This window comes from Luteimonas sp. A537 (assembly GCF_054052065.1).
In genome coordinates, this window is record NZ_JBSVRH010000002.1 from 112412 (window position 1) to 134554 (window position 22143).

The 22143-nt window shown below is 69.1% G+C and carries 17 protein-coding genes and 1 pseudogene; 9 read left to right on the forward strand and 9 right to left on the reverse strand.

Annotated features, from left to right (window positions below; all coding sequences use genetic code 11):
* Window positions 1-77 precede the first annotated feature (77 nt).
* The 3 genes and pseudogenes from sbcB to ACW7GZ_RS04475 all read left to right on the forward strand — a co-directional run.
* Window positions 78-1520 (forward strand): annotated as a pseudogene (gene sbcB, locus ACW7GZ_RS04465) (exodeoxyribonuclease I); the annotation flags it as partial.
* Between the two features lie 104 nt (window positions 1521-1624).
* A complete protein-coding gene (locus tag ACW7GZ_RS04470) occupies window positions 1625-2311 on the forward strand; it encodes a DUF2461 domain-containing protein (RefSeq protein WP_457008065.1) in 687 nt (228 codons plus the stop codon).
* 2 nt (window positions 2312-2313) lie between these two features.
* A complete protein-coding gene (locus tag ACW7GZ_RS04475; RefSeq protein ID WP_457003756.1) occupies window positions 2314-2898 on the forward strand; it encodes a DUF2939 domain-containing protein in 585 nt (194 codons plus the stop codon).
* On the opposite strand, the gene ACW7GZ_RS04480 is transcribed toward ACW7GZ_RS04475, so the two are convergent.
* The 4 genes from ACW7GZ_RS04480 to ACW7GZ_RS04495 form a co-directional block, all read right to left on the reverse strand.
* Window positions 2899-3807, reverse strand: coding sequence for a 5'-nucleotidase (locus ACW7GZ_RS04480; RefSeq protein WP_457003754.1), 909 nt, complete (start codon window positions 3805-3807; stop codon window positions 2899-2901).
* A 71-nt stretch (window positions 3808-3878) separates the two neighbouring features.
* Window positions 3879-4661: an NAD kinase gene (locus ACW7GZ_RS04485; RefSeq protein WP_457003752.1), complete on the reverse strand. Its 783-nt coding sequence runs from the start codon at window positions 4659-4661 to the stop codon at window positions 3879-3881.
* A gap of 139 nt (window positions 4662-4800) precedes the next feature.
* On the reverse strand, window positions 4801-9711 hold the full coding sequence (locus tag ACW7GZ_RS04490) for an NAD-glutamate dehydrogenase (protein ID WP_457008067.1): 4911 nt from the start codon (window positions 9709-9711) through the stop codon (window positions 4801-4803).
* 148 nt (window positions 9712-9859) lie between these two features.
* Window positions 9860-11008, reverse strand: coding sequence for an acyl-CoA dehydrogenase family protein (locus tag ACW7GZ_RS04495; protein WP_457003749.1), 1149 nt, complete (start codon window positions 11006-11008; stop codon window positions 9860-9862).
* A 197-nt stretch (window positions 11009-11205) separates the two neighbouring features.
* On the opposite strand from ACW7GZ_RS04495, the gene ACW7GZ_RS04500 reads away from it, so the two are divergent.
* Genes ACW7GZ_RS04500 through ACW7GZ_RS04520 form a run of 5 tightly spaced genes read left to right on the forward strand, consistent with a single transcriptional unit; the run spans window position 11206 to window position 17486 of the window.
* Window positions 11206-12135: an ArsR/SmtB family transcription factor gene (locus ACW7GZ_RS04500; protein ID WP_457003747.1), complete on the forward strand. Its 930-nt coding sequence runs from the start codon at window positions 11206-11208 to the stop codon at window positions 12133-12135.
* Entirely contained in the window at window positions 12132-13208 is a 1077-nt protein-coding gene (locus tag ACW7GZ_RS04505; protein ID WP_457008069.1) for a homocysteine S-methyltransferase family protein, read from the forward strand. Before ACW7GZ_RS04500 ends, ACW7GZ_RS04505 begins: the two co-directional genes overlap by 4 nt.
* Window positions 13205-13564, forward strand: coding sequence for a hypothetical protein (locus ACW7GZ_RS04510; protein ID WP_457008071.1), 360 nt, complete (start codon window positions 13205-13207; stop codon window positions 13562-13564). Before ACW7GZ_RS04505 ends, ACW7GZ_RS04510 begins: the two co-directional genes overlap by 4 nt.
* Window positions 13561-16281 (forward strand): methionine synthase, encoded by a 2721-nt coding sequence (gene metH / locus ACW7GZ_RS04515; RefSeq protein ID WP_457008073.1) that lies wholly within the window; start codon window positions 13561-13563, stop codon window positions 16279-16281. The genes ACW7GZ_RS04510 and metH overlap by 4 nt, the downstream gene beginning before the upstream one ends.
* Window positions 16282-16301: 20 nt before the next feature.
* A complete protein-coding gene (locus tag ACW7GZ_RS04520) occupies window positions 16302-17486 on the forward strand; it encodes an MFS transporter (RefSeq protein WP_457008075.1) in 1185 nt (394 codons plus the stop codon).
* Between the two features lie 204 nt (window positions 17487-17690).
* Here ACW7GZ_RS04520 and ACW7GZ_RS04525 read toward each other — a convergent pair whose 3' ends face one another.
* Genes ACW7GZ_RS04525 through ACW7GZ_RS04545 form a run of 5 tightly spaced genes read right to left on the reverse strand, consistent with a single transcriptional unit; the run spans window position 17691 to window position 21706 of the window.
* Window positions 17691-18398, reverse strand: coding sequence for a DUF2058 domain-containing protein (locus ACW7GZ_RS04525; protein ID WP_457008077.1), 708 nt, complete (start codon window positions 18396-18398; stop codon window positions 17691-17693).
* 6 nt (window positions 18399-18404) lie between these two features.
* Entirely contained in the window at window positions 18405-18620 is a 216-nt protein-coding gene (locus tag ACW7GZ_RS04530) for a SlyX family protein (RefSeq protein WP_457003736.1), read from the reverse strand.
* Window positions 18621-18623: 3 nt separating this feature from the next.
* Window positions 18624-19967 carry a UDP-glucose dehydrogenase family protein gene (locus ACW7GZ_RS04535; protein ID WP_457008080.1) on the reverse strand — a complete coding sequence of 448 codons (1344 nt, stop codon included), beginning with the start codon at window positions 19965-19967 and terminating at the stop codon, window positions 18624-18626.
* 4 nt (window positions 19968-19971) lie between these two features.
* Window positions 19972-20727, reverse strand: a complete 756-nt coding sequence (locus ACW7GZ_RS04540; RefSeq protein WP_457003732.1) for an FKBP-type peptidyl-prolyl cis-trans isomerase — start codon at window positions 20725-20727, stop codon at window positions 19972-19974.
* Between the two features lie 37 nt (window positions 20728-20764).
* Window positions 20765-21706: an FKBP-type peptidyl-prolyl cis-trans isomerase N-terminal domain-containing protein gene (locus ACW7GZ_RS04545; RefSeq protein WP_457003731.1), complete on the reverse strand. Its 942-nt coding sequence runs from the start codon at window positions 21704-21706 to the stop codon at window positions 20765-20767.
* A gap of 184 nt (window positions 21707-21890) precedes the next feature.
* On the opposite strand from ACW7GZ_RS04545, the gene ACW7GZ_RS04550 reads away from it, so the two are divergent.
* Window positions 21891-22142: a hypothetical protein gene (locus tag ACW7GZ_RS04550; RefSeq protein ID WP_457003729.1), complete on the forward strand. Its 252-nt coding sequence runs from the start codon at window positions 21891-21893 to the stop codon at window positions 22140-22142.
* Window position 22143 lies beyond the last annotated feature (1 nt).

The following is a 22143-nucleotide window of genomic DNA, read 5'->3' on the forward strand; positions in this document are numbered from 1 at the left end:
AACACCGGACCTGCAGGAGCAGCTATAGCTGCGACCGGCCGTGAAAGGGAACTTGTGGTGGGGCGGAGGGCGACCGCGTGAGCGACAGCTTCCTGTTCTACGACCTCGAAACCTGGGGCACCGATCCGCGGCGGACGCGGATCGCGCAGTTCGCCGCCATCCGCACCGACGTGGAGCTGCGCGAGCTGGGCGAGCCGATCGAATTCCTGGTGCGTCCCGCCAGCGACCTGCTGCCCTCGCCCGGCGCTTCGATGGTCACCGGGCTGGCGCCGCAGGACACGCTGGCCGCGGGGCTGGGCGAGGCTGAAGCCTTCGCCCGCATCGTCGACGAGATGGGGCGCCCCGGAACCTGCACGCTGGGCTACAACTCGCTGCGCTTCGACGACGAGTTCGTCCGCCACGGCCTGTTTCGCAATTTCCACGACCCCTATGAGCGCGAATGGCGCAACGGCAACTGCCGCTGGGACCTGCTCGACGTGATGCGCCTGGCGCACGCGCTGCGCCCCGACGGCATCACCTGGCCCGTGCGCGAGGACGGCGCGACCTCCTTCAAGCTCGAACACCTGGCCGAGGCCAATGGCGTGCGCACCGGCGACGCCCACGAGGCGCTGTCCGACGTGCGCGCGCTGATCGGGCTGGCGCGGCTGTTCCGCCAGGCGCAGCCGCGGCTGTGGCAATACGCGCTGGCGCTGCGCAACAAGCGCCACGTCGCCGGCATGCTCGACCCGATCGCGATGACGCCGCTGCTGCACGTCTCGCAGCGCTACCCGGCGGCGCGGATGTGCGCGGCCGCGGTGCTGCCGATCGCGCTGCATCCGCAGATCGGCAGCCGGATGATCGTCTACGACCTCGACACCGAACCGGACGATCTCTTGGCGCTGTCGCCCGAGGAGATCGCAGCGCGCCTGTACGTGCGCGCCGCGGACCTGCCGGAGGGCGTGTCGCGCGTGCCGCTGAAGGAAATCCACACCAACAAGTGCCCGGCGCTGGTGCAGTGGGACCACCTGCGGCCGGCGGATTTCGAACGCCTGGGGATTGATCGCGGGATCGCCGAGGCACGTGCCGAGCGCATCCGCGCCCACGGCCCGGCGCTTGCCGAGAAGGTGCGCCGCGTGTTCGCCCGCGATCGCGACGGCGAGCGACCCCGTCCCGACGTCGACGCCGCGCTCTACGACGGCTTCATCGGCGACGGCGACAAGGCTCGTCTGGCGACGGTCCGCGCCACCCCGCCCGCGGAGCTCGGCACGCGCGATTTCGGCTTCCAGGACCCCCGGCTTCCGGAGCTGCTGTTCCGCTACCGCGCCCGCAACTGGCCGGACACCCTTGATGCCACCGAACAGCTGCGCTGGGACGACTACCGCCGCCGGCGCCTGTGCAGCGACAGCGGGCTGTCCGAATGCGACTTCGATGCCTATGCCGCCGACATCGCGCGCCTGCGCGGCGAACATGCCGGCAGCGGCGGACGCCTGGCCCTGCTCGACCGGCTCGAGCGCTGGGGCCGCGAGCTCGCGGCCGACCTGGCGCCCACGGGCACGCTCGCCGGGGCCGGCAACGACAACGGCAACGGCAACGGCAACGACAGCCGCAACCGCTTCACGACACCCGACAGCCCCGCTGCAGACCGATGAGCGCCTACTTCAGCGACAAGACCTTCCGCTTTTTGCGCGCGCTGGCGCGCAACAACGCGCGCCCCTGGTTCCATGAGCACAAGCAGGACTACGAAACGCACGTGCGCGCGCCCCTGCAGCAGCTGATCACCGACCTGCAGCCCCACCTGGCCGAAGTGAGCCTGCAGTTCCGCGCCGATCCGCGCACGGTGGGTGGATCGCTGTACCGCATCCAGCGCGACACGCGCTTCGCCAACGACAAGCGGCCCTACAAGACCTGGCAGGGCGCGCGGCTGTTCCATGCCCGGCGCAAGGAGCTGGCGTCGCCGCTGTACTACCTGCACATCGAGCCGGGCGGCTGCTTTGTCGGCGCCGGCATCTGGCGGCCGGAGTCGCCCGTGCTTCGCCAGCTCCGCCAGTTCATCGTCGACAACCCCGCCGGCTGGAAGGCCGCCGCGCACGCGCCCGCGTTCCAGCGCCGCTATGCCCTCGACGACGAGGACATGCTGGTGCGCCCGCCGCGCGGCTTCCCGGCCGATTTCGAATTCATCGACGACCTGCGGCACCGCAGCTTCGTTGCGTGGCGCGCGCTCGACGACGCCACCGTGACCGGACCACGCCTGCGGCAGACGCTGGCGAAGGACCTGCGCGACCTCGCACCCTTCATCGACTATCTCTGCGCCGCGCTGGACCTGGAGTTCTGACGATGGCGCCCCGACGCGACCTGCGCTGGCTGCCCTGGGCCACCGCCGCGCTGCTGGTGGCACTGCTGGCCTGGGTCGGCAGTGGTCCATGGCGCACCATCGAAGGCATCCGCCAGGCGGTGAAGACCGAGGATGCGCGGGCCTTGGCGCGGCACGTCGACTTCCCCGCGCTGCGCGCCAGCCTCAAGCCCCAGGTGCAGGACCGGATCGTCCGCGCAGCCGGCGCCGAGGCGCAGTCGGGCCCATTCGCCGCCTTTGGCCTGACCGTGGCCACCGGCCTGGCGGGCGGACTGGTGGACGCGATGGTGACGCCGGTCGGCCTGGGTGCGCTGATGGAAGGCCGCAAGGTCTGGAACCGGGTCGGCGGCATCCCTCCGCCATCGCGCGCCGATACCAGCGCGCAGCCGGAACCGATCCCGGACCCGCGCCTGCGCTTTGAATCGGTCTCGCGCATGTCGGCCACGGTCACGCTGGATGACCACAGCGAACTGGTGCTGGTGCTGACGCGCCAGGGCACGCGCTGGCGGCTGTCCGAGATCCGCCTGCCGGCACCGGATGATGCGAAGCCGGCGGCGTCGGCCGGCTGATCAGCCGGCGTTCGAGACCCCGTGCGGCACGTGCCCGGTGGTTACGTGCATGCGTGCCGAGTCGATGTTGTGCAGTGAGTCGTCGAAGAAGATGTCGGCGCCGAACACGTCCAGGAACGGGCCCTTGGCGCGCCCGCCGAGGAACAGCGCCTCGTCCAGGCGCACGCCCCATTCGCGCAGCGTGCGGATCACGCGTTCGTGCGCCGGGGCGGAGCGCGCGGTGACCAGGGCGGTGCGGATCGGCGAGGCCTCGCCCGGCGGATACGCCGCCTGCAGGTGGTGCAGCGCGTCGAGGAAGCCGCGGAACGGGCCGCCAGAAAGCGGCTCGCGCGCGCGCTCGACCTCGTGGAGGTGGAAGGCCTCGATGCCGGATTCGCGCGAGACCCGCTCGCCCTCGTCACCGAAGATCACCGCATCGCCATCGAAGGCGATGCGCAGCTGGTCGTGGCGGTGCGCGGGTGCCTTCGCCGGCAGGATGGTCGCCGCGGCCACGCCGTTCTCAAGCGCTGCGCGCACCGAATCCGGGTTGGCCGACAGGAACAGCTGCGCGCCGAAGGGCCGGATGTAAGGCCAGGTCGGCTCGCCGGAGGTGAAGGTCGCGCGCGAGATCGACAGCGCATGGTGCTGGATGGAATTGAAGATCCGCAGGCCGGTATCGGCCGAATTGCGCGACAGCAGGATCACCTCGACCTTGGGCGCATCGGCGGCCGCGCCTTCGTTCAACGCCAGCAGTTTGCGCACCAGCGGGAAGGCGATGCCGGGTTCGAGGATCTCGTCCTCCTTGGCGCGCTGGTGCTCGGCGTAGGCGTCGATGCCGTCGCTCTCGAACAGCGCGTGGCTGTCCTCCAGGTCGAACAGTGCCCGGGACGAAATGGCGACGGTCAGCGGCGGCAGCAGGTCGGAAGGCATGCAGCGAGTATGCGCGATGGCGGTCGCAGGGCGCGAGACGCGCGCAGAGCCGGGCCGGGCCGGGCCGCGGCTCAGGTCTCGAACTGCTCGCTCAGGATGCGTTCCTCGAGGTTGTGCTCGGGATCGAAAAGCAGGGTCACCGTGCGCTCGCGCGACTCCTGGATGGTGACCTCGACCACGTCGCGCACCTCGTGCGAGTCGGCGGTGGCACTGACCGGGCGCTTGTACGGATCAAGCACGCGGAAGCGGACCACCGTATCGGCCTTGAGCAGCGCACCGCGCCAGCGCCGCGGGCGGAACGGCGCGATCGGCGTCAATGCGACCACGCTGGAGCCCAGGGGCAGGATCGGCCCGTGCGCGGAATAGTTGTAGGCGGTGCTGCCGGCCGGGGTGGCCAGCATCACGCCGTCGCAGACCAGCTCGGCCAGGCGCACCTGCCCGTTGAGTTCGATCGACACGTGCGCGGCCTGCCGCGTCTGCCGCAGCAGGGAGACTTCGTTGTAGGCCAGCGAACCGACGCTGGCGCCGGACTCGGTGGCGACGACCATCTCGAGTGGCCGCAGCACCGCCGGCTCGGCGGCCTCGAGCCGTGCCATCAGGTCGGGCAGCACGTCGTCGCGCTGGTAGTGGTTCATCAGGAAGCCGACGCTGCCAAGCTTCAGGCCGTACACCGGCTTGCCCAGCGCACCGTGCCGGTGCAGCGTCTGCAGCATGAAGCCGTCGCCGCCGAGCGGACAGATCATGTCGGCCTCGTCCGGCGCGCACTGGCCGTGGCGCGCGGTGAACTGCGCAAGCGCGGCCTGTGCCTCCGGGGCGTTGCTGGCAAGGAAGGCGATGCGCGGCGATCCGGTCATGCCCGGAGCATACCCCGCGGGCGCCCGCGGTGAAGCCTGTCCGCGCGCCCATCGCGCAGACAGGTCCATCGATCGCCCCCCCTGCCCCGCTGCGCGGGGAAGGAGGGCAGGACGGGGCCCCGGCAAGGGGCCCACGGCCTCAGCTGCCGCTGGCCAGCTGCCCCAGCCGGCGCACCGCCACCGACGCCGTCGGATAGTCGAGCGTCTTCTGCGCGGCCAGCTCATCGAGCATGCCCAGGGTGAACTTCAGCGCCGCGTCGTCGCGACCGATCCACTGCGCGACCTTGGCGTCGGCGTCGCGCCCCGGCATCGACAGCACCTGCGCGACCAGCGCGCGGTGCTGGGCGGCAAGTTCGTCGCGCAGCGCACCGTGGGCGACCGCGTGCCAGCGGCCGTCGACCGCCAGCGAATCGATCTGCTGGACCAGCCACGGCAGGTTGAGCGCGTCGGCCAGGCGGAAATGCACGCGTGCCACGTCCACCGGCTTGCGCTTACGCTCGCGCGCCAGCTCGATGATGTCCGGGCTGGCCTCGAGGTAGGGCAGCGCCGCGAGCTGGCCGCCCAGCGCGTCCGGCACGCCCTTGGCGCGCCAGTCGGCCAGCGACTGCTCGTAGGCCGGGCGCTGCGCGGCGGTGAGGATGTCCTCGCCGGCGTGGATCGCCTGGAAGCCGTCGTGGTAGCGGTCGACCGCGCTGGTGATGGTCGGCAGCGCGCCCGGCCGCGCCAGCAGCCAGCGGGTGAACGACCGCTGCAGCGCCCAGATCACCTGCAGGGCGTCGATCTGCACCGACTCGTGGACCTTGCCGTCGAGCGCGTCGATCTGCGCCCACAGCGAGCGCGCCTCGAGCGTCTCGCGCGTGACCGTATAGGCCTTGGCAACCTCGGCCGGCGTACGCCCGCTGTCCTCCTGCATGCGCAGCAGGAAGGTTGCGCCCATCCGGTTGATGGTGGAGTTGGTGACCGCGGTGGCGATGATCTCGCGCTTCAGGCGGTGCTGCTCCATGGCCTTGGCGTACTTCGCCTGCAGCGGCTGCGGGAAGTAGCGCTGCAGCTCGCGCGACAGGTACGGATCTTCGGGGATGTCGGAATTGAGCAGCTGCTCGAAGGCCACGAGCTTCGAGTACGACAGCAGCACCGCCAGCTCCGGCCGGGTGAGGCCCTGGTTGCGCGTCTTGCGGTCGGCGATTTCGGCGTCGCTGGGCAGGTACTCGATCTGGCGGTCGAGCAGGCCCTGCGACTCGAGGGTGCGGATGAAGTGCTGCTTGGAGCCCAGGCGCGGCACGCTCATCCGCTCCATCAGGCTGATCGCCTGGTTCTGGCGGTAGTTGTCGTTGAGCACCAGGCCGGCGACCTCGTCGGTCATGGCCTTGAGCAGCTTGTTGCGGTCGGCGAGCTTGAGCTTGCCGGCCTGCACCTGCGCGTTCAGCAGGATCTTGATGTTCACCTCGTGATCGGAGGTGTCCACGCCCGCGGAGTTGTCGATGAAGTCGGTGTTGAGAAGCACGCCCGCCTGCGCGGCCTCGATGCGCCCGCGCTGGGTCATGCCGAGGTTGCCGCCCTCGCCCACGATGCGGCAGCGCAGCTCGCCGCCGTTGACGCGGATGGCGTTGTTGCCGCGGTCGCCGACGTCGGCGTGGGTCTCGCCCGCGCCCTTGACGTAGGTGCCGATGCCGCCGTTCCACAGCAGGTCGACCGGCGCCTTCAGCACCGCCGACATCAGCTCGTTCGGGGTCATCGCCGTGGTGCCCTCCTCAAGGCCCAGCGCTTCGCGCATCTCCGGCGAGACCGGGATCGACTTCAGGCTGCGCGCGAACACGCCGCCGCCCTTGCTGATGAGCGCCTTGTCGTAGTCGTCCCAGCTCGAGCGCGGCACCTTGAACAGGCGCTGGCGCTCCTTGTACGACACCGCCGAATCCGGGTTCGGGTCGACGAAGACGTGGCGGTGGTCCATGGCCGCGACCAGGCGGATGTGCTTCGACAGCAGCATGCCGTTGCCGAACACGTCGCCGGACATGTCGCCGATGCCGACCGCGGTGAAGTCCTGCTTCTGGCTGTCGTGGCCGAGCGCGCGGAAGTGGCGCTTGACCGACTCCCATGCGCCGCGCGCGGTGATGCCCATGCCCTTGTGGTCATAGCCGACCGAGCCGCCGGACGCGAAGGCATCGTCGAGCCAGTAGCCGTAGTCGCGGGAAATGCCGTTGGCGATGTCGGAGAAGGTCGCGGTGCCCTTGTCGGCGGCGACCACCATGTACGGATCCGGATCGTCGTGGCGCACCACGTCGGCCGGCGGCAGGATGTCACCGCCGATGGACAGGTTGTCGGTGACGTCCAGCAGGCCGCTGATGAAGCGCCTGTAGCAGGCGATGCCTTCGGCCTGCACGGCGTCGCGGTCGCCGCCCACCGGCGGGCGCTTGACGATGAAGCCGCCCTTGGAGCCGACCGGCACGATCACGGTGTTCTTCACCATCTGCGCCTTGACCAGGCCCAGCACCTCGGTGCGGAAGTCCTCGCGGCGATCCGACCAGCGCAGGCCGCCGCGCGCCACCGGGCCGAAGCGCAGGTGGGTGCCTTCGACGTGCGGGCCGCAGACGAAGATCTCGCGGTAGGGGCGCGGCTTCGGCAGGTCCGGGACGGCCGCCGAGTCGAACTTGAAGGCGATGTAGTCCTTCGGCGCACCGTCTGCACCGGCCTGGTAGTAGTTGGTGCGCAGCGTGGCTTCGATCACGCCCACAAAGCCGCGCAGGATGCGGTCCTCGTCGAGGCTGGCCACGCCTTCCAGCATGCCCTTGATCGCGGCGTTGGCCGCGGCCATCGCGGCCGTCCGGCCCTTGTCGGCGGCGGGATCGAAGCGGGCCTGGAACAGTTCCACCAGGCCGCGCGCGAGCAGCGGATAGCGGACCAGGGTCTCTTCGACGTAGCTCTGCGAGAACGGCACGCCCAGCTGCAGCAGGTACTTGCAGTAGCCGCGCAGCATCGACACCTCGCGCCAGCCGAGGCCGGCGGCGGCGACCAGGCGATTGAAGCCGTCGTTTTCGGCATCGCCGTGCCAGATGCGCACGAACGCCTCTTCGAACGCGGCCGGGTCCGGCTCGGCGCCGCCGAGCACTTCAACCTCGAAGTCCTGGATGTACACGACCCGCTGGCCGGCGTCGCCGGTGGCCGGGCCCAGCAGCCGGTGCGGGTGCTCGGCGATCACGCGCAGGCCCATGTTCTCCATCATCGGCAGCACGTCCGACAGCGGCACGTCGTGGTCCGCGCGATACAGCTTGAGCCGCAGCGCGCTCTCGCCGGGCTGCTGGAGCGCGGAACGCCGCAGGCTCAGGCGCAGGTCGTCGGCACCGGCCAGGGCATCGAGCTGGGCAACATCGGCGGCGGCGACCGCCGGGGTCGCGCGTTCGATATAGGGCGCAGGCAGCGCCCGCCCCCAGCCGGAAGCCAGCGCCAGGCCCTTGGCCTCGCCGTGCTCGCTGATCAGGGCCTCGCGCAGGTCGTCCTGCCAGTTGCGCACGATCGACGCCAGCTGCGCCTGCAGCGCGGCCTCGTCGACCTCGATGGCCTCGCCGGTGCGCGGGCGGACCAGCATGTGCAGCTGCGCAAGCGGCGACTCGCCCAGGGTGACGTTGGCGTCGACATGATCGGCACCCAGTGCGTCCTTGAGCATGGCCTCGACGCGCAGGCGGACCTCGGTGTTGTAGCGGTCGCGCGGCACGTAGGCGAGCACGGAGTAGTAGCGGCCATAGTGGTCGCGGCGCAGGAACAGGCGGCTGCGCACGCGCTCCTGCAGGCCGAGGATCCCGCTGGCGACCCGCTGCAGCTCGCCGCTGGAGGCCTGGAAGAGCTCGTCGCGCGGCAGGGTCTCGAGGATGTGCTTGAGCGCCTTGCCGCTGTGGCCGGTGTCGGCCAGGCCGGACGCGCCCATGACCTGCTCGTGGCGGTCGCGCACGATCGGGATATCCCAGGGCCGGCGGTTGTAGGCGCTGGACGTGTACAGGCCGAGGAAGCGCTTTTCGCTGATGGCCTTGCTGCCGCTGCGGTCGAAGCCGAGCACGCCGATGTAGTCCATGTAGCCCGGGCGGTGGATCGTGGAGCGCGCGTTGGTCTTGGTCAGGATCAACGGCTCGACGGTGCGGTCGGTGCGCTGCGCGCCCACCGTGCGCAGCAGGCGCGGCTTGCCGACGTCGCGGCCGCGCAGCAGGCCCAGCCCGCTGCCGTCGATCGCCTGCAACACGTCGTCGCGGCCCTTGCGGACCACTTCGTACTCGCGATAGCCGAAGAAGGTGAAGTGGTTGTCCGCGGCCCAGCGCAGGAACGCCTGGATCTCGGCGCGCTCGGCGTCGGACACCGGCAGCGGGCCGTCGGACAGGCCTTCGGCCACCTCCTCCATGCGCGCACGCATCGCGGTCCAGTCGCCGACGATGCTGCGCACGTCCTCCAGCACGCCGCGCACGGCGGCCTCGACGCGGGCGCAGCCTTCCGGCGACTGGCGGTCGATTTCCATGTGCATCAGCGATTCGGTCGTGCCCTCGCCCACGCCCTGCAGCTTGCCGCCGCGGTCGCGCTTGAGCGACACCACCGGATGGCCCAGCACGTGCACGCCAACCCCAAGCTCGGCGAGCGCCATGGTCACCGAGTCGACAAGGAAGGGCATGTCGTCGTTGGCGATCTGCAGCACGGTGTGCTGCGTCTCCCAGCCGTGCGTGGCCAGGGTCGGGTTGAACAGGCGGACGCTGGCCGTGCCAGGCTTGCGCTTGCCGAGGAAGTCGAGGAAGTCGGCCGCCAGCGCGGCCCAGCCGTCGGCCTCGTGCATGCCGACCTCGTCATCGCCCATGCGCTCGTAGAACGCCGCCGCGAATGCGCTCGCGTCGTCACCGCCGGCCTTGCCCACCCGCTTGCGCACGGCGGCGAGGACCGGGTCGAGCAGCTTGCCGTCACGCGGCCGACCGCGGCGCTCGGTGTCGTTGCCGGCAGCCTTGCCGACCCTGGTCACCTTGCCGGACCTGGTGTCTTCGGCGGTCTTGGAGATTGCGGGGGCCTTCTTGCGAACAGTCATGTCGTCATCCGGATGCAATGAGGCCCGCGCACGAGGCACGGGCCGGGAGGTTTTCAGGGTTCCGCCACCGCGCCGCCACCCGTGGGGGCGATCGGCTCGGTACGCGGGCAATGGCAGGCGGTCGCCACGGGCTGCAGGTCGCTTTGCGTCAGCGCAGCCCGGTCTCGTTCCGGGCAATCACCAGGCGCTGGATCTCGCTGGTGCCTTCATAGATCTCGGTGATCTTGGCGTCACGGAAATAACGCTCGATCGGCATTTCCTTGGAATAGCCCATGCCGCCGTGGATCTGCAGCGCCTGGTGGGCAATCCACATCGCGGCCTCGGAGGCGGTGAGCTTGGCAATCGCGGCCTCGTTGCTGAAGCGCTGGCCCTGGCCCTTCACCCACGCCGCGCGCAGGGTCAGCAGCAGCGACGCGTCGAGCTTGCACTTCATGTCGGCGATCTTGGCCTGGGTCATCTGGAACGCGCCGATCGGCTGGCCGAAGGCCTTGCGCTCTTTCACGTACTCCAGCGTGGCTTCGTACGCGGCGCGGGCGATGCCGATGGCCTGGCTGGCGATGCCGATGCGACCGGCGTCGAGCACGCCCATCGCGATCTTGAAGCCCTGGCCCTCGTCACCCAGCACGTCTTCGGCGCGGGCCACGTAGTCGTTGAACTCGATCTCGCAGGTGGCCGAAGCGCGGATGCCGAGCTTGGGCTCGGTCTTGCCCCGGCTGAAGCCGTCGCGGGTGGAATCGATGATGAAGGCGGTGATGCCGCGCGCGCCCTTGTCCGGGTCGGTCATCGCGAACAGCACGATGTACTTCGCCACCGGGCCGGACGTGATCCAGCTTTTCTTGCCGTTGACCACGAAGCTGCCGTCGGCCTGCTTCACGGCGCGGCAGCGCATGGCGGTGGCGTCGGAGCCCGACTGCGGCTCGGTCAGCGCGAAGGCACCGATCTCGCGCCCCTCGGCGATCGCGCTCACATAGAGCTGCTTCTGCTCCTCGGTGCCGTGGGTCAGGATGCCGTTGCAGAACAGCGAGTTGTTGACCGACATGATGGTGGAGTGCGCGGCGTCGGCCGCGGCGATCTCGACCATCGCCAGCACGTAGGCCACCGGGTCCATGCCCGCGCCGCCGTACTCTTCGGGCACCTCGATGCCCATGAGCCCGTTCTCGCCCAGCAGGCGGATGTTCTCGAGGGGGAATTCACCGGTCTGGTCGTGGTGTTCGGCACTCGGCGCGATCTTCTCCTGCGCGATCCGCCGGGCCACGTCCTGAAGCATCAACTGTTCTTCGGTAAAGCTGAAATCCACGCGCTGCTCCTGGTCGTGCCGCGCATGCGCGCGGCCGCTGTTGGCAAGGCCACTATTCTAGCCTGCCCGCCGCGCGGCTTCGAGAGTCCACCCGTTGAACGCCGGCGCGACGCCACCCGGGTGGCGGCCCGGACCTGCTTGACCCTGCCCGGATCCCGTCGGACAATGCATCTCTATATCGCGATGGGAAGATATATATGGATCTGGAAGCCTGGTCGAGCCACCTCAAGGTGCTGGCCGATGCCACGCGGGTGCGCCTGCTGGCGCTGCTCGACGGCGAGGAACTCACGGTCGCCGAGCTCTCGGCCATCACCCGCCTGGCCCAGCCGCGCGTCTCCACCCACCTGGCGCGACTCAAGGAAGCCGGCCTCGTCCGCGACCGGCGCGCCGGCGTTTCCGCCTATTACCGTTTCGACGAAGACCGCCTGGACCCGGCGCAGCGGGCGTTGTGGCAGACCCTGCGCGAGGGCAGCGACGATCCACTGCTGCGCCAGGACGCCGAACGCGTGGCCGGGGTGCTGGCGATGCGGGCCGCCGACCAGAACTGGGCCGACTCGGTCGCAGGCGACATGGAGCGCCATTATTCCCCCGGCCGCACCTGGGAGGCGATGGCGCGCTCAGCGCTGCCGCTGCTGGAAACCGGTGACGTGCTCGACATCGCCTCCGGCGACGGCGTGCTGGCCGAACTGCTGGCACCCCATGCGCAGCGCTACGTCTGCATCGACACCAGTCCCCGCGTGGTCGCCGCGGCGCAGGAGCGGCTGAAGCGCTACCGCAACGTCGAAGTCCGCGAGGCCGACATGCATGCCCTGCCCTTCGCCGACGGCGGCTTCGACCTGGTGGTGCTGATGCACGCGCTGACCTATGCGGCCAAGCCCGCGCTGTCGGTCGCCGAGGCGGCGCGCGTGCTGCGCCCTGGCGGGCGCCTGCTGCTCAGCAGCCTGGCCCGCCACGGCCACCGCGCCGCAGTCGAGGCCTTTGGGCACATCAACCTCGGCTTCACCGAGAAGGAGCTGCGCCGCTTCGTCGACAAGGCCGGGCTCGTGCTGCAGTCCTCGGAGACGGTCACCCGCGAAAAGCGCCCACCGCACTTCGAAGTCGTCTCCCTGATCGCGGGCAAGCCATGAGCCGGCCTCCTTGGCTCCATCCCGCGCGCGTCGCGCTGCTCGACGCCGCGCTGGCCGAGCGCATCCTGGTCATCGACGGCGCGATGGGCACCATGATCCAGCGCCACCGGCTGGAAGAGAGCGACTACCGCGGCGAGCGCTTCGCCGGAGGCTTCGACAGCCTGCATCCCGGCGATGGCGCCGGCCATGACCTCAAGGGCAACAACGACCTCCTGACCCTCACCCGCCCGGACATCATCGCCGCCGTGCACGATGCCTACCTGGACGCCGGTGCCGACCTGGTCGAAACCAACACCTTCAACGCGACCGCGGTCAGCCAGGCCGACTACCGCCTTCCGCACCTGGTGCGCGAGCTCAACCTGGAAGGCGCGCGCCTGGCCCGCGCCTGCTGCGACGCCGCGGAAGCCATGACGCCCGGAAAGCCCCGCTTCGTGATCGGCGTCGTCGGGCCGACCAGCCGCACCGCCTCGATCAGCCCGGACGTGGGCGACCCCGGCTTCCGCAACACCAGCTTCGACGCCCTGCGCGAGGACTACCGCGTGGCCATCGACGGCCTGATCGACGGCGGCGCCGACGTGCTGATGGTCGAGACCGTCTTCGACACCCTCAACGCCAAGGCCGCGCTGTTCGCGATCGAAGAAGCCTTCGACGCCCGCGGCGCCCGCCTGCCGGTGATGGTCTCGGGCACCATCACCGACGCCTCGGGGCGCACGCTCTCCGGCCAGACCGCCGAGGCCTTCCACATCTCGGTCTCGCATTCGCGCCCGCTGGCGGTGGGGCTCAATTGCGCGCTGGGCGCGAAGGACCTGCGCCCGCACGTCGAAACCCTGGCCCGGGTCGCCGACTGCTTCGTCAGCGCCCATCCCAACGCCGGCCTGCCGAATGCCTTCGCCGAGTACGACGAAACCCCGGAAGAGACCGCGGCCACGCTGGAAGAATTCGCCCGCTCCGGGCTGCTGAACCTCGTCGGCGGCTGCTGCGGCACGACGCCTGCCCATATCCGCGCCATCGCCGAGGCCGTCCGGGGGCTTCCGCCGCGCCGGCTGCCGGGGTCGTTGGAGGATGCGGCATGAAGATTTTTGCCACGGATCTGCGCGGATCAGGGCGGATCTACGCAGATAGAGCGGAAAGAGCGGAAAAGACTTTTTGCCACGGATTTGCGCGGATGAACGCGGATAGAGCGGAAAGCGCTTTGAGTGGTTTTGATTCTGGTGGGGTGGCCTTATCCGGACGGCCCTCTAGCTTTATCCCGGCAACTCTTTGCTCTATCCGCGTTTATCCGCGTCAATCCGTGGCAAAGAACAGCTCTTGCTCTATCCGCGTTCATCCGCGTAAATCCGCGGCAAAAAACAGCACTTGTCCTATCCGTGCAAATCCGCGCCCCATCCGCGTAAATCCGTGGCAAAAAAACTGCGAGGTGTCCCGATGAGCACGCCCAGGTACACGCGGCTCTCGGGCCTCGAGCCGCTGGTGATCACGCCCGAGCTGCTGTTCGTCAACGTCGGCGAGCGCACCAATGTCACCGGCAGCGCGAAGTTCAAGAAGCTGATCAAGGAGGACCGCTTCGAAGAGGCCGTCGAGGTCGCGCGGCAGCAGGTGGCGAGCGGCGCGCAGATCCTCGACGTCAACATGGACGAGGGGCTGATCGACTCTGCGAAGGCGATGACGCGCTTCCTCACCCTGATCGCGTCCGAGCCCGACATCGCGCGCATCCCGGTGATGGTCGACTCCTCGAAGTGGGAGGTGATCGAGGCCGGGCTGAAGTGCCTGCAAGGCAAGGGCGTGGTGAACTCGATCTCGCTCAAGGAGGGCGAGGCGCAGTTCGTCGAGCAGGCGCGCAAGGTGCTGCGCTACGGCGCCGCGGCGGTGGTCATGGCCTTCGACGAGGACGGCCAGGCCGACACCGCCGAGCGCAAGGTCGCGATCTGCACCCGCGCCTACCGGATCCTGGTGGACGAAGTCGGGTTTCCGCCCGAGGACATCATCTTCGACCCGAACATCTTCGCGATCGCCACCGGCCTGGACGAGCACAACAACTACGCCGTCGACTTCATCGAGGCGACCCGCATCATCAGGGCGACGCTGCCGCACTGCCACGTCTCCGGCGGCGTTTCCAACGTTTCGTTCGCGTTCCGCGGCAACGAGACCGTGCGCCAGGCGATCCATTCTGTGTTCCTCTACCACGCCATTGCCGCGGGCATGGACATGGGCATCGTCAACGCCGGCGCGATGACGATCTACGACGACATCGATCCCGAGCTGCGCGAGCACGTCGAGGACGTCGTTCTCAACCGCCGCCCCGACAGCACCGAGCGCCTGCTGGCATTGGCCGAGCGCTACAAGGGCAGCAAGGGCAGGAAGCAGGAAGAGGACCTCGCCTGGCGCGAGCGGGACGTGCGCGCGCGCCTCAGCCACGCCCTGGTGCATGGCCTCGACCAGTACGTGGTCGAGGACACCGAAGAGGCCCGCCTGCTGTCGACGCGCCCGCTGGACGTGATCGAAGGCCCGCTGATGGACGGCATGAACGTGGTCGGCGACCTGTTCGGCGCCGGCAAGATGTTCCTGCCGCAGGTGGTGAAGTCGGCGCGGGTGATGAAGAAGGCCGTGGCCCACCTGCTGCCCTTCATCGAGGCCGAGAAGCTGCGCACCGGCGACACTGGCAAGAACAACGGCAAGATCGTGATGGCGACCGTCAAGGGCGACGTCCACGACATCGGCAAGAACATCGTCGGCGTGGTGCTGGCCTGCAACAACTTCGAGGTGATCGACCTCGGGGTGATGGTGCCGGCACAGAAGATCATCGACACCGCGATCGCCGAAAACGCCGACATGATCGGCGTGTCGGGCCTGATCACGCCGTCGCTCGAGGAGATGGGCCACGTGGCGCGCGAGATGCAGCGCCAGGGCATGACCATCCCGCTGATGATCGGCGGCGCCACCACGTCGCGCGCGCACACCGCGCTCAAGATCGATCCGCACTACAGGTCGCCGACGATCTGGGTCAAGGACGCCTCGCGCGCGGTCGGCGTGGCGCAGTCGCTGGTGTCGCCGGAGCTGCGCGCGCCGTTTGTTGCCGCGAGCGAAGCCGACTACGCCGAGATCCGCCAGCGCCACCGCAACCGCGGCGACGCCAAGCGGCTGGTTTCGCTGGAGAAGGCGCGCGGGCAGCGCTTCGACGGTGGCTGGAGCGATTATTCCCCACCGCAGCCTGCCAGACCCGGCATCACCTCGTTCGACGACTATCCAATCGCCGACCTGGTCGACACCATCGATTGGACGCCCTTCTTCCAGGCCTGGGAGCTGGCCGGCCGCTATCCGGCGATCCTGACCGACGAGGTCGTTGGCACCGCCGCCAGCGAGCTGTATCGCGACGCCCGCGAAATGCTCGACACCATCATCAGCGAGAAGTGGCTGACCGCGAAGGCGGTGTTCGGCCTCTTCCCCGCCAACAGCGTTGGCGACGACGTCGAACTGTATCTGCAAGGTGTCCAAAGGGCGGATGGGGGCAAGTTCGCGGGAGAAGAAGTCATCACCGTCCCCTTCCTCCGCCAGCAGGTCGACAAGCCCGTCGAACGTCCGGACTTTTGCCTGGCCGACTTCATCGCGCCGAAGGACACCGGCCTGCGCGACTGGATGGGCATGTTCGCGGTCACCGCCGGCATCGGCATCGAGCCGCACCTGGAACGCTTCCGCGCCGACCATGACGACTACCGCAGCATCCTGCTCAAGGCCCTGGCCGACCGCCTGGCCGAAGCCCTCGCCGAGCACCTGCACCGCCGCGTGCGCACCGTGTACTGGGGCTACGCGCCCGATGAAACGCTGGACAACGCTGCGCTGATTGCCGAAGCGTATCGTGGCATCCGCCCCGCGCCCGGCTACCCGGCCTGCCCGGACCACAGCCCCAAGGAGCAGCTGTTCCGCGTGCTCGATGCCACCGGCAACGCCGGCATGGAGCTGACCCACGGCTTCGCGATGCTGCCCACCGCGGCCGTTTCCGGCTACTACTTCAGCCACCCCGGCAGCAAGTACTTCGTGGTCGGGCGCGTCGGCAAGGACCAGGCGGCCGACTACGCCCGCCGCCGCGGCGTGCCCCTGGCCGACGCCGAACGCTGGCTGGCCTCCAACCTCGACTACGATCCGGAATAACCCGGCCCCACGGCAGCGCGATGACCCCGGATCCACGCACGACCGCGACCGTACCGGCCGTACGGCTGTCGAGCTTCTACTTCACCTATTACGCGGCGCTCGGCGCGTTCACGCCGTACTGGGCGATGCACCTGCAGTCGCGTGGCATGTCCATCACCGCCATCAGCGTGATGATGAGCCTGTGGTACGCGACACGCGTGGTTGCGCCCACCGCGTGGGCAACGCTTGCCGCCACCTCGCCGCGCCCGATCCGCTGGCTGCGCATCGGCAGCGTGCTGACCGCGTTGAGCTTCGCCTGCTTCCTGCCCGGGCAGCCGGAATGGACGCTGTTCGCGGTGATGGTCGCGTTCTGCTTCTTCTACAACGCGGTGATGCCGCAGTTCGAGGCGATCACGCTCGGCCACCTCGGCGCCGAGGCCCATCGCTACGGAGCGATCCGGGTCTGGGGTTCGATCGGCTTCATCATCGTCACCACCAGCTTCGGCTGGCTGATCGAACGCCACGGCGCCGCGATCCTGCCCTGGGCGATGCTGCCCCTGTTCGTCCTGATGGCGGTGAGCGCCTTCGCGAACTCGGACGCAGGCCATGTCGGTCCGAGGGGACCCGCGGGTCCGGGCTTCTGGAGGATCGTGCGCCAGCCGCAGGTGGCGGCCTTCCTGGTCGCCTGCTTCCTGGAGCAGCTGTCCTTCGGCCCGTACTACACCTTCTTCTCGGTCTACATGGACAGCCTCGGCTATGCGACTTCGACCCTGGGTCTGATGTGGACCGTGGGCGTGGTGTTCGAGGTCGCGGTGTTCTTCACTATCTCGACCGTCTTCAGGCGATGGGACCCGAGCTGGCTGCTGCTGGGTTCGATGGCCAGCGCCGTGCTGCGCTGGTGGGCGACCGCGCTGTGGCCGGAGAGCATGCCGGTGATGCTGGTCGCCCAGGCCACGCACGCGCTGAGCTTCGCGGCCTTCTTCGCGGCGGCGATGCAGCTGCTCGCGCGCCACTTCCCCGGCGCGCTCAACGGCCACGCACAGGGCCTGTTCTACGGCTTCTCGTCAGGACTCGGCGGCGTGCTGGGCGCCCTCATCGCCGGCCAGCTCTGGCCCCACGGCGACGGCCGCGTGGCCTTCCTCGCCGCCGGCGGCTTCGCCCTGCTCGGCTGCGTGATCGCCTGGGTCTGGGTCGTGCCGCGGAGAGGCCGTGCCGGAGCTGGATAGAGCAAATGCCTTTTGCCACGGATTTACGCGGATATTCGCGGATAGGGCAAAAGCCACATGCGTTTGTAGGAGCAGCTATAGCTGCGATCCGATCCATCTGAGCCGGGGAGGTCTCCAGGTCGCAGCTATAGCTGCTCCTACATGAAACGCTTTTGCTCCATCCGCGAATATCCGCGTAAATCCGTGGCAAAAAGCTCTACGCCCCTACCAGATCAGATCGTCAGGCACCTGGTACTGGGGATCGGAGTACGGGTCGTCGGAAACCGGTGCGTCCGGGTCGACCTTCAGCGCAACGGCCTGCGGATACACGGCTTCGGCTTCCGCGAGGACGGCCGTGGTCACCACCAGGTAGCGGCCGTTGAGCTGCACCAGGCCGAGTTCGCCGGCGTTGAGCGCGCGAAGCTGGTCGGCGGTCACGTGGACGCGCTTGATCTTGCCGCCGTATTCGAAGTGGCGGACGTGTTCCGCGTCGGCGGCGTTCAGGCCCTTGCCCTCGAGCAGCGAGGCCAGCTTTGCCTGGGCTTCGCGGCGCTGGCGCGCGGCTTCCTGCTTCTCGCGCTCGGCGCGGATGCGATCGTCCTTCTCGCGCTGGGCACGGATCGCGAAAGCCTTGGCGAGGTCGATGTCACCCTCGGGACCCGCGGCGCGACGGCGCCCGCCATCGCCCGGTCCCCTGCCGCCCTGCGGGCCCTTCGCACGCTGCGGACCCTTGCCGTCACGCGGGCCCCGCTCGTCCTGCGGGCCCTTGCCACTTTGTGGCCCCCGCCGGTTCCGGTGATGCGCGCCAGGCGCGGCTGCAGCGCCACCCTTGGCACCCGGGCCGTCCTTGCCGCGGGGGCCCTTGGGCCTGTCTGGAGCCGGGGCCGGCTTGAAGCCAAGTCCCAGCAACTGGTCTTTCAGCGAATCGCTCATCGTTCTTCAGTAATGCGGCGGAGGTGGTTCATCGGCGGGATCGCCGGTCACCCCGGGGCGGTTGGCGTGCAGTTCGTCGAGCGCTCGGCGCAGCAGCGCGTCGTTGCGGCTCAGCTCGCGCCGGGCGTCGGCCAGGGCATCGCTGAGTTCGGACAGCGCGTGCTCCTGGAACGCCAGGCGCGTCTCCAGTTCCACCACGCGTGATTCAAGCCCGCTGGACATGGATCAGGCGGCCCGCACCGAGCGTCCGCGGCCGATGCCGTAGTACGCCAGGCCGGCGCCCTCGGCGTCTTCGGGACGGTAGATGTTGCGGCCGTCGAAGACCACCGCATCGGCGAGCTGCGAGCGCAGCTGCGCGAGGTCGACGCTGCGGAACTCCTTCCACTCCGTGACCACGACCAGCGCGTCCGCACCTTCGAGCGCCTTCTGCGCCGATTCGCTGAGTTCCAGATCGTCACGCTCGCCGAAGATCCGCCGGGCCTCGTTGGCGGCCTCGGGATCGTAGGCGCGAACGCACGCACCCGACTCCCAGAGCTGCGCCAGCAGGCGACGGCTGGAGGCATCGCGCATGTCGTCGGTATCCGGCTTGAACGCCAGGCCCCAGACGGCAAAGGTCTTGCCCGCGATGCCCGCCTCGCCATAGTGGCGCTGCACCAGCTCGTGCAGGTGGCCCTTCTGGCGCTCGTTGACCGCTTCCACGGCGTCCAGCAGCAGCGGCTCGTGGCCGACCTGCTGCGCGGTGCGCGCCAGTGCCTGCACGTCCTTGGGGAAGCACGAGCCGCCGTAGCCGGCGCCGGGATAGATGAAATGCCAGCCGATGCGTGGATCCGAGCCGATGCCCTTGCGCACCATCTCGACGTCGGCGCCGACTTTCTCGGCGATGTTGGCGATCTCGTTCATGAAGCTGATCTTGGTCGCGAGCATCGCGTTGGCCGCGTACTTGGTGAGCTCCGCCGACCGCACGTCCATGACCACGAAACGATCATGGTTGCGGTTGAACGGTGCATACAGGCGCTTGAGCCGCTCCACCGCCGCCGGATTGTCGGCACCGAGCACGATGCGGTCGGGGCGCATGCAGTCCTCGACCGCGGCGCCCTCCTTCAGGAACTCGGGGTTGGACACCACGTCGAACGCGATGTCGACGCCACGCGCGGCCAAAGCCGCGGCGATGGTTTCGCGCACGCGGTCGGCGGTGCCCACCGGCACCGTGGACTTGTCGACCACGATCGCCGGGCGCTCGAGGTGTTCGCCAATGGTGCGCGCCACCGTCAGCACGTACTGCAGGTCGGCGCTGCCGTCCTCGTCGGGCGGCGTGCCCACGGCGATGAACACCACCTCGCCATGGGCGATGGCGCGCGCGGCATCGGTGGTGAAATCCAGCCGGCCGGCAGCATGGTTGGACTTCACCATCGGCTCGAGGCCCGGCTCGTAGATCGGGATGATCCCCTGGCCGAGGCGCTCGATCTTGCCCGCGTCGACATCGACGCAGATCACCTCATGGCCGACCTCGGCCAGGCAGGTGCCGGTCACCAGGCCAACGTAGCCGGTGCCGAAGATGCTGACGCGCATGCGCTTACTCCGTCGGGGAATCCAGGATTTCGAGCAGCTCGACCTCGAACACCAGTGCGCTGCCCGGGGCGATCGGGCCGCCCGGGGTGCCCATGTCGCCATAGCCGAGATCGCTGGGCAGCCACAGCATGTACTTGCTGCCGGCCGGCATCAGCTGCAGGCCTTCCTGCCAGCCCGGGACCACGCTGGACAGGGTGAACACGGCGGGCTCGCCGCGATCGTAGGAGCTGTCGAACACGGTGCCGTCGACCAGCGTGCCCTTGTAATGCACGCTCACCCGGCTTTCGGGGCCGGGCTTGGGACCATCGCCCTGCTCCAGCACCTTGTACTGCAGGCCGGACGCGGTGACCTCGACGCCTTCCTGACCTGCGTTTGCGGCGAGGAATGCCTCGGAGGCCTCGCGGTTGCCCGACGCCATCTTCGTCTGCATGCGCTGGCCGAAGGCTTCGAAGGCCTGCCGCGCCTGCGCTTCGTCCATCAGCGGCTCCTCGCCGTTCATCGCCGTACGCATGGCCTTGACCAGGGCATCGAAATCGACCTCGTCCTTGATCTCGGAAAGCGTGGCACCGACCTGCAGGCCGATGGCATAGCCCGCCTGGTGCTTCTCGGTCGGCAGGCCCTTGATGTCGAGCTCGGCGGGAGTCCCCTCGGCGGCTTCTGCCTTGTCGGCCTCGGGCTCGATCTTCTTGCAGGCGCCAAGGGCGACGAGGAGCGATGCGGCCAGCAGGCTGGTCGCGATGGTGCGGACGGCGGTGTTCATCGGTGTACCTCGGGAAAAGGGGGGCGGAGAGCCGCGATCAGTGCAGCTGCAGGAGTTCGACGTCGAAGACCAGGGTGGAATTCGGGGGAATGCCACCCGGGGAACCATTGCGTCCGTAGGCGAGTTCGGACGGGATCCAGAAGCGGTACTTGGCGCCCACCGGCATCAGCTGCAGGCCCTCGGTCCAACCTGCGATCACCTGGCCGAGGCCGAAGGTCGCCGGATCGTTGCGCTCGTAGGAGCTGTCGAAGATGCTGCCGTCGAGCAGCTTGCCCTCGTAGTGCACGCGCACCCGCGAATCAGCGGTCGGCCGCGGACCCGACCCCTGGCGCAGCACCATGTACTGCAGGCCCGAGCCCGTGGTCACCACGCCCTTGGCGGTCTTGTTGCCGGCGAGGAATTCGGTGCCTGCGGCGCTGTTCGTCTGCGCGGCCGCCTCGCTCTCGGCGCGGGCGCGCTCCTGCATGCGCTTGCCGAAGGCCTCGCGGATCGTTGCCAGCTCGGCTTCGGCCAGCAGCGGCGTGCCACCGTCGAACATCGTGCCGACGCCGCGGGCGAACATCGCCAGGTCGAGCTCGTCCTTCACCGGCGCCAGCGACCGCCCGACATCGGCGCCCACGATCAGGCCGACCTTGTCGCGATCCACCGCCGCCGGCTCGCTGCCCGGCGCCATGCCGGGAACCTGCTGGCCGCTGCGGGCGGCAATCCGCTGCATCAGCGCCGGAGCGATCGTTGCCGCCTCGGCCTCGGTGACGAGCGGCTCACCGCCGTCGAGCGCGTGGGTCACCGCGCGCATGAATGCGTCACGGTCGATGTCCGGGCCGACAGCCTCGATCGACTGTCCCACGTCCATGCCGATCATGTAGCTGTTCTTCTCACGTTCCGTTGACGGCACGGCGTTCTCCTGTGCGATTGCGGGGGCCAGCGACAGGGCCGCGGCGAGGGACAGCGCGGCAAGGCCGCGCAGAGTGGATTTCATCGGGGGATGCTCCTGGACTCCGGCCGCGGTCCGCGGCATCAAGCTGCCTATTGTCGCGGGCGAGGCCGGCGCCGGCAATCGCCGGCAACCCCTGCCATCAGTTGGGGCGGGAAGACGCTTGACGACGCGTGTGGTGGTGTTATAGTTTCATACCACACCAGTCATCCAGAGCAGGACTTCCGCCATGGACCGCAAGCTCAGCCACAGCCTGATCGCATTGTCCGTCACCGGCATATGCCTGGCCGCCGCCCTGTTGGCCTCAAGCCCGGCCGAAAGCGACAGCCGGACAACGGGTCCTTCCGCGGCCGCCATCGACGCGCCGGCCGATGACTCCGCGTCCGGCCTCTCCGGGCCTCGCGCCTCCAAGGGTGCACGCCGCGGACTGGCGCTTCCCTATTTCTCTTTCGCGCACGGCATGCGCCGTATCGGAGGCTGAG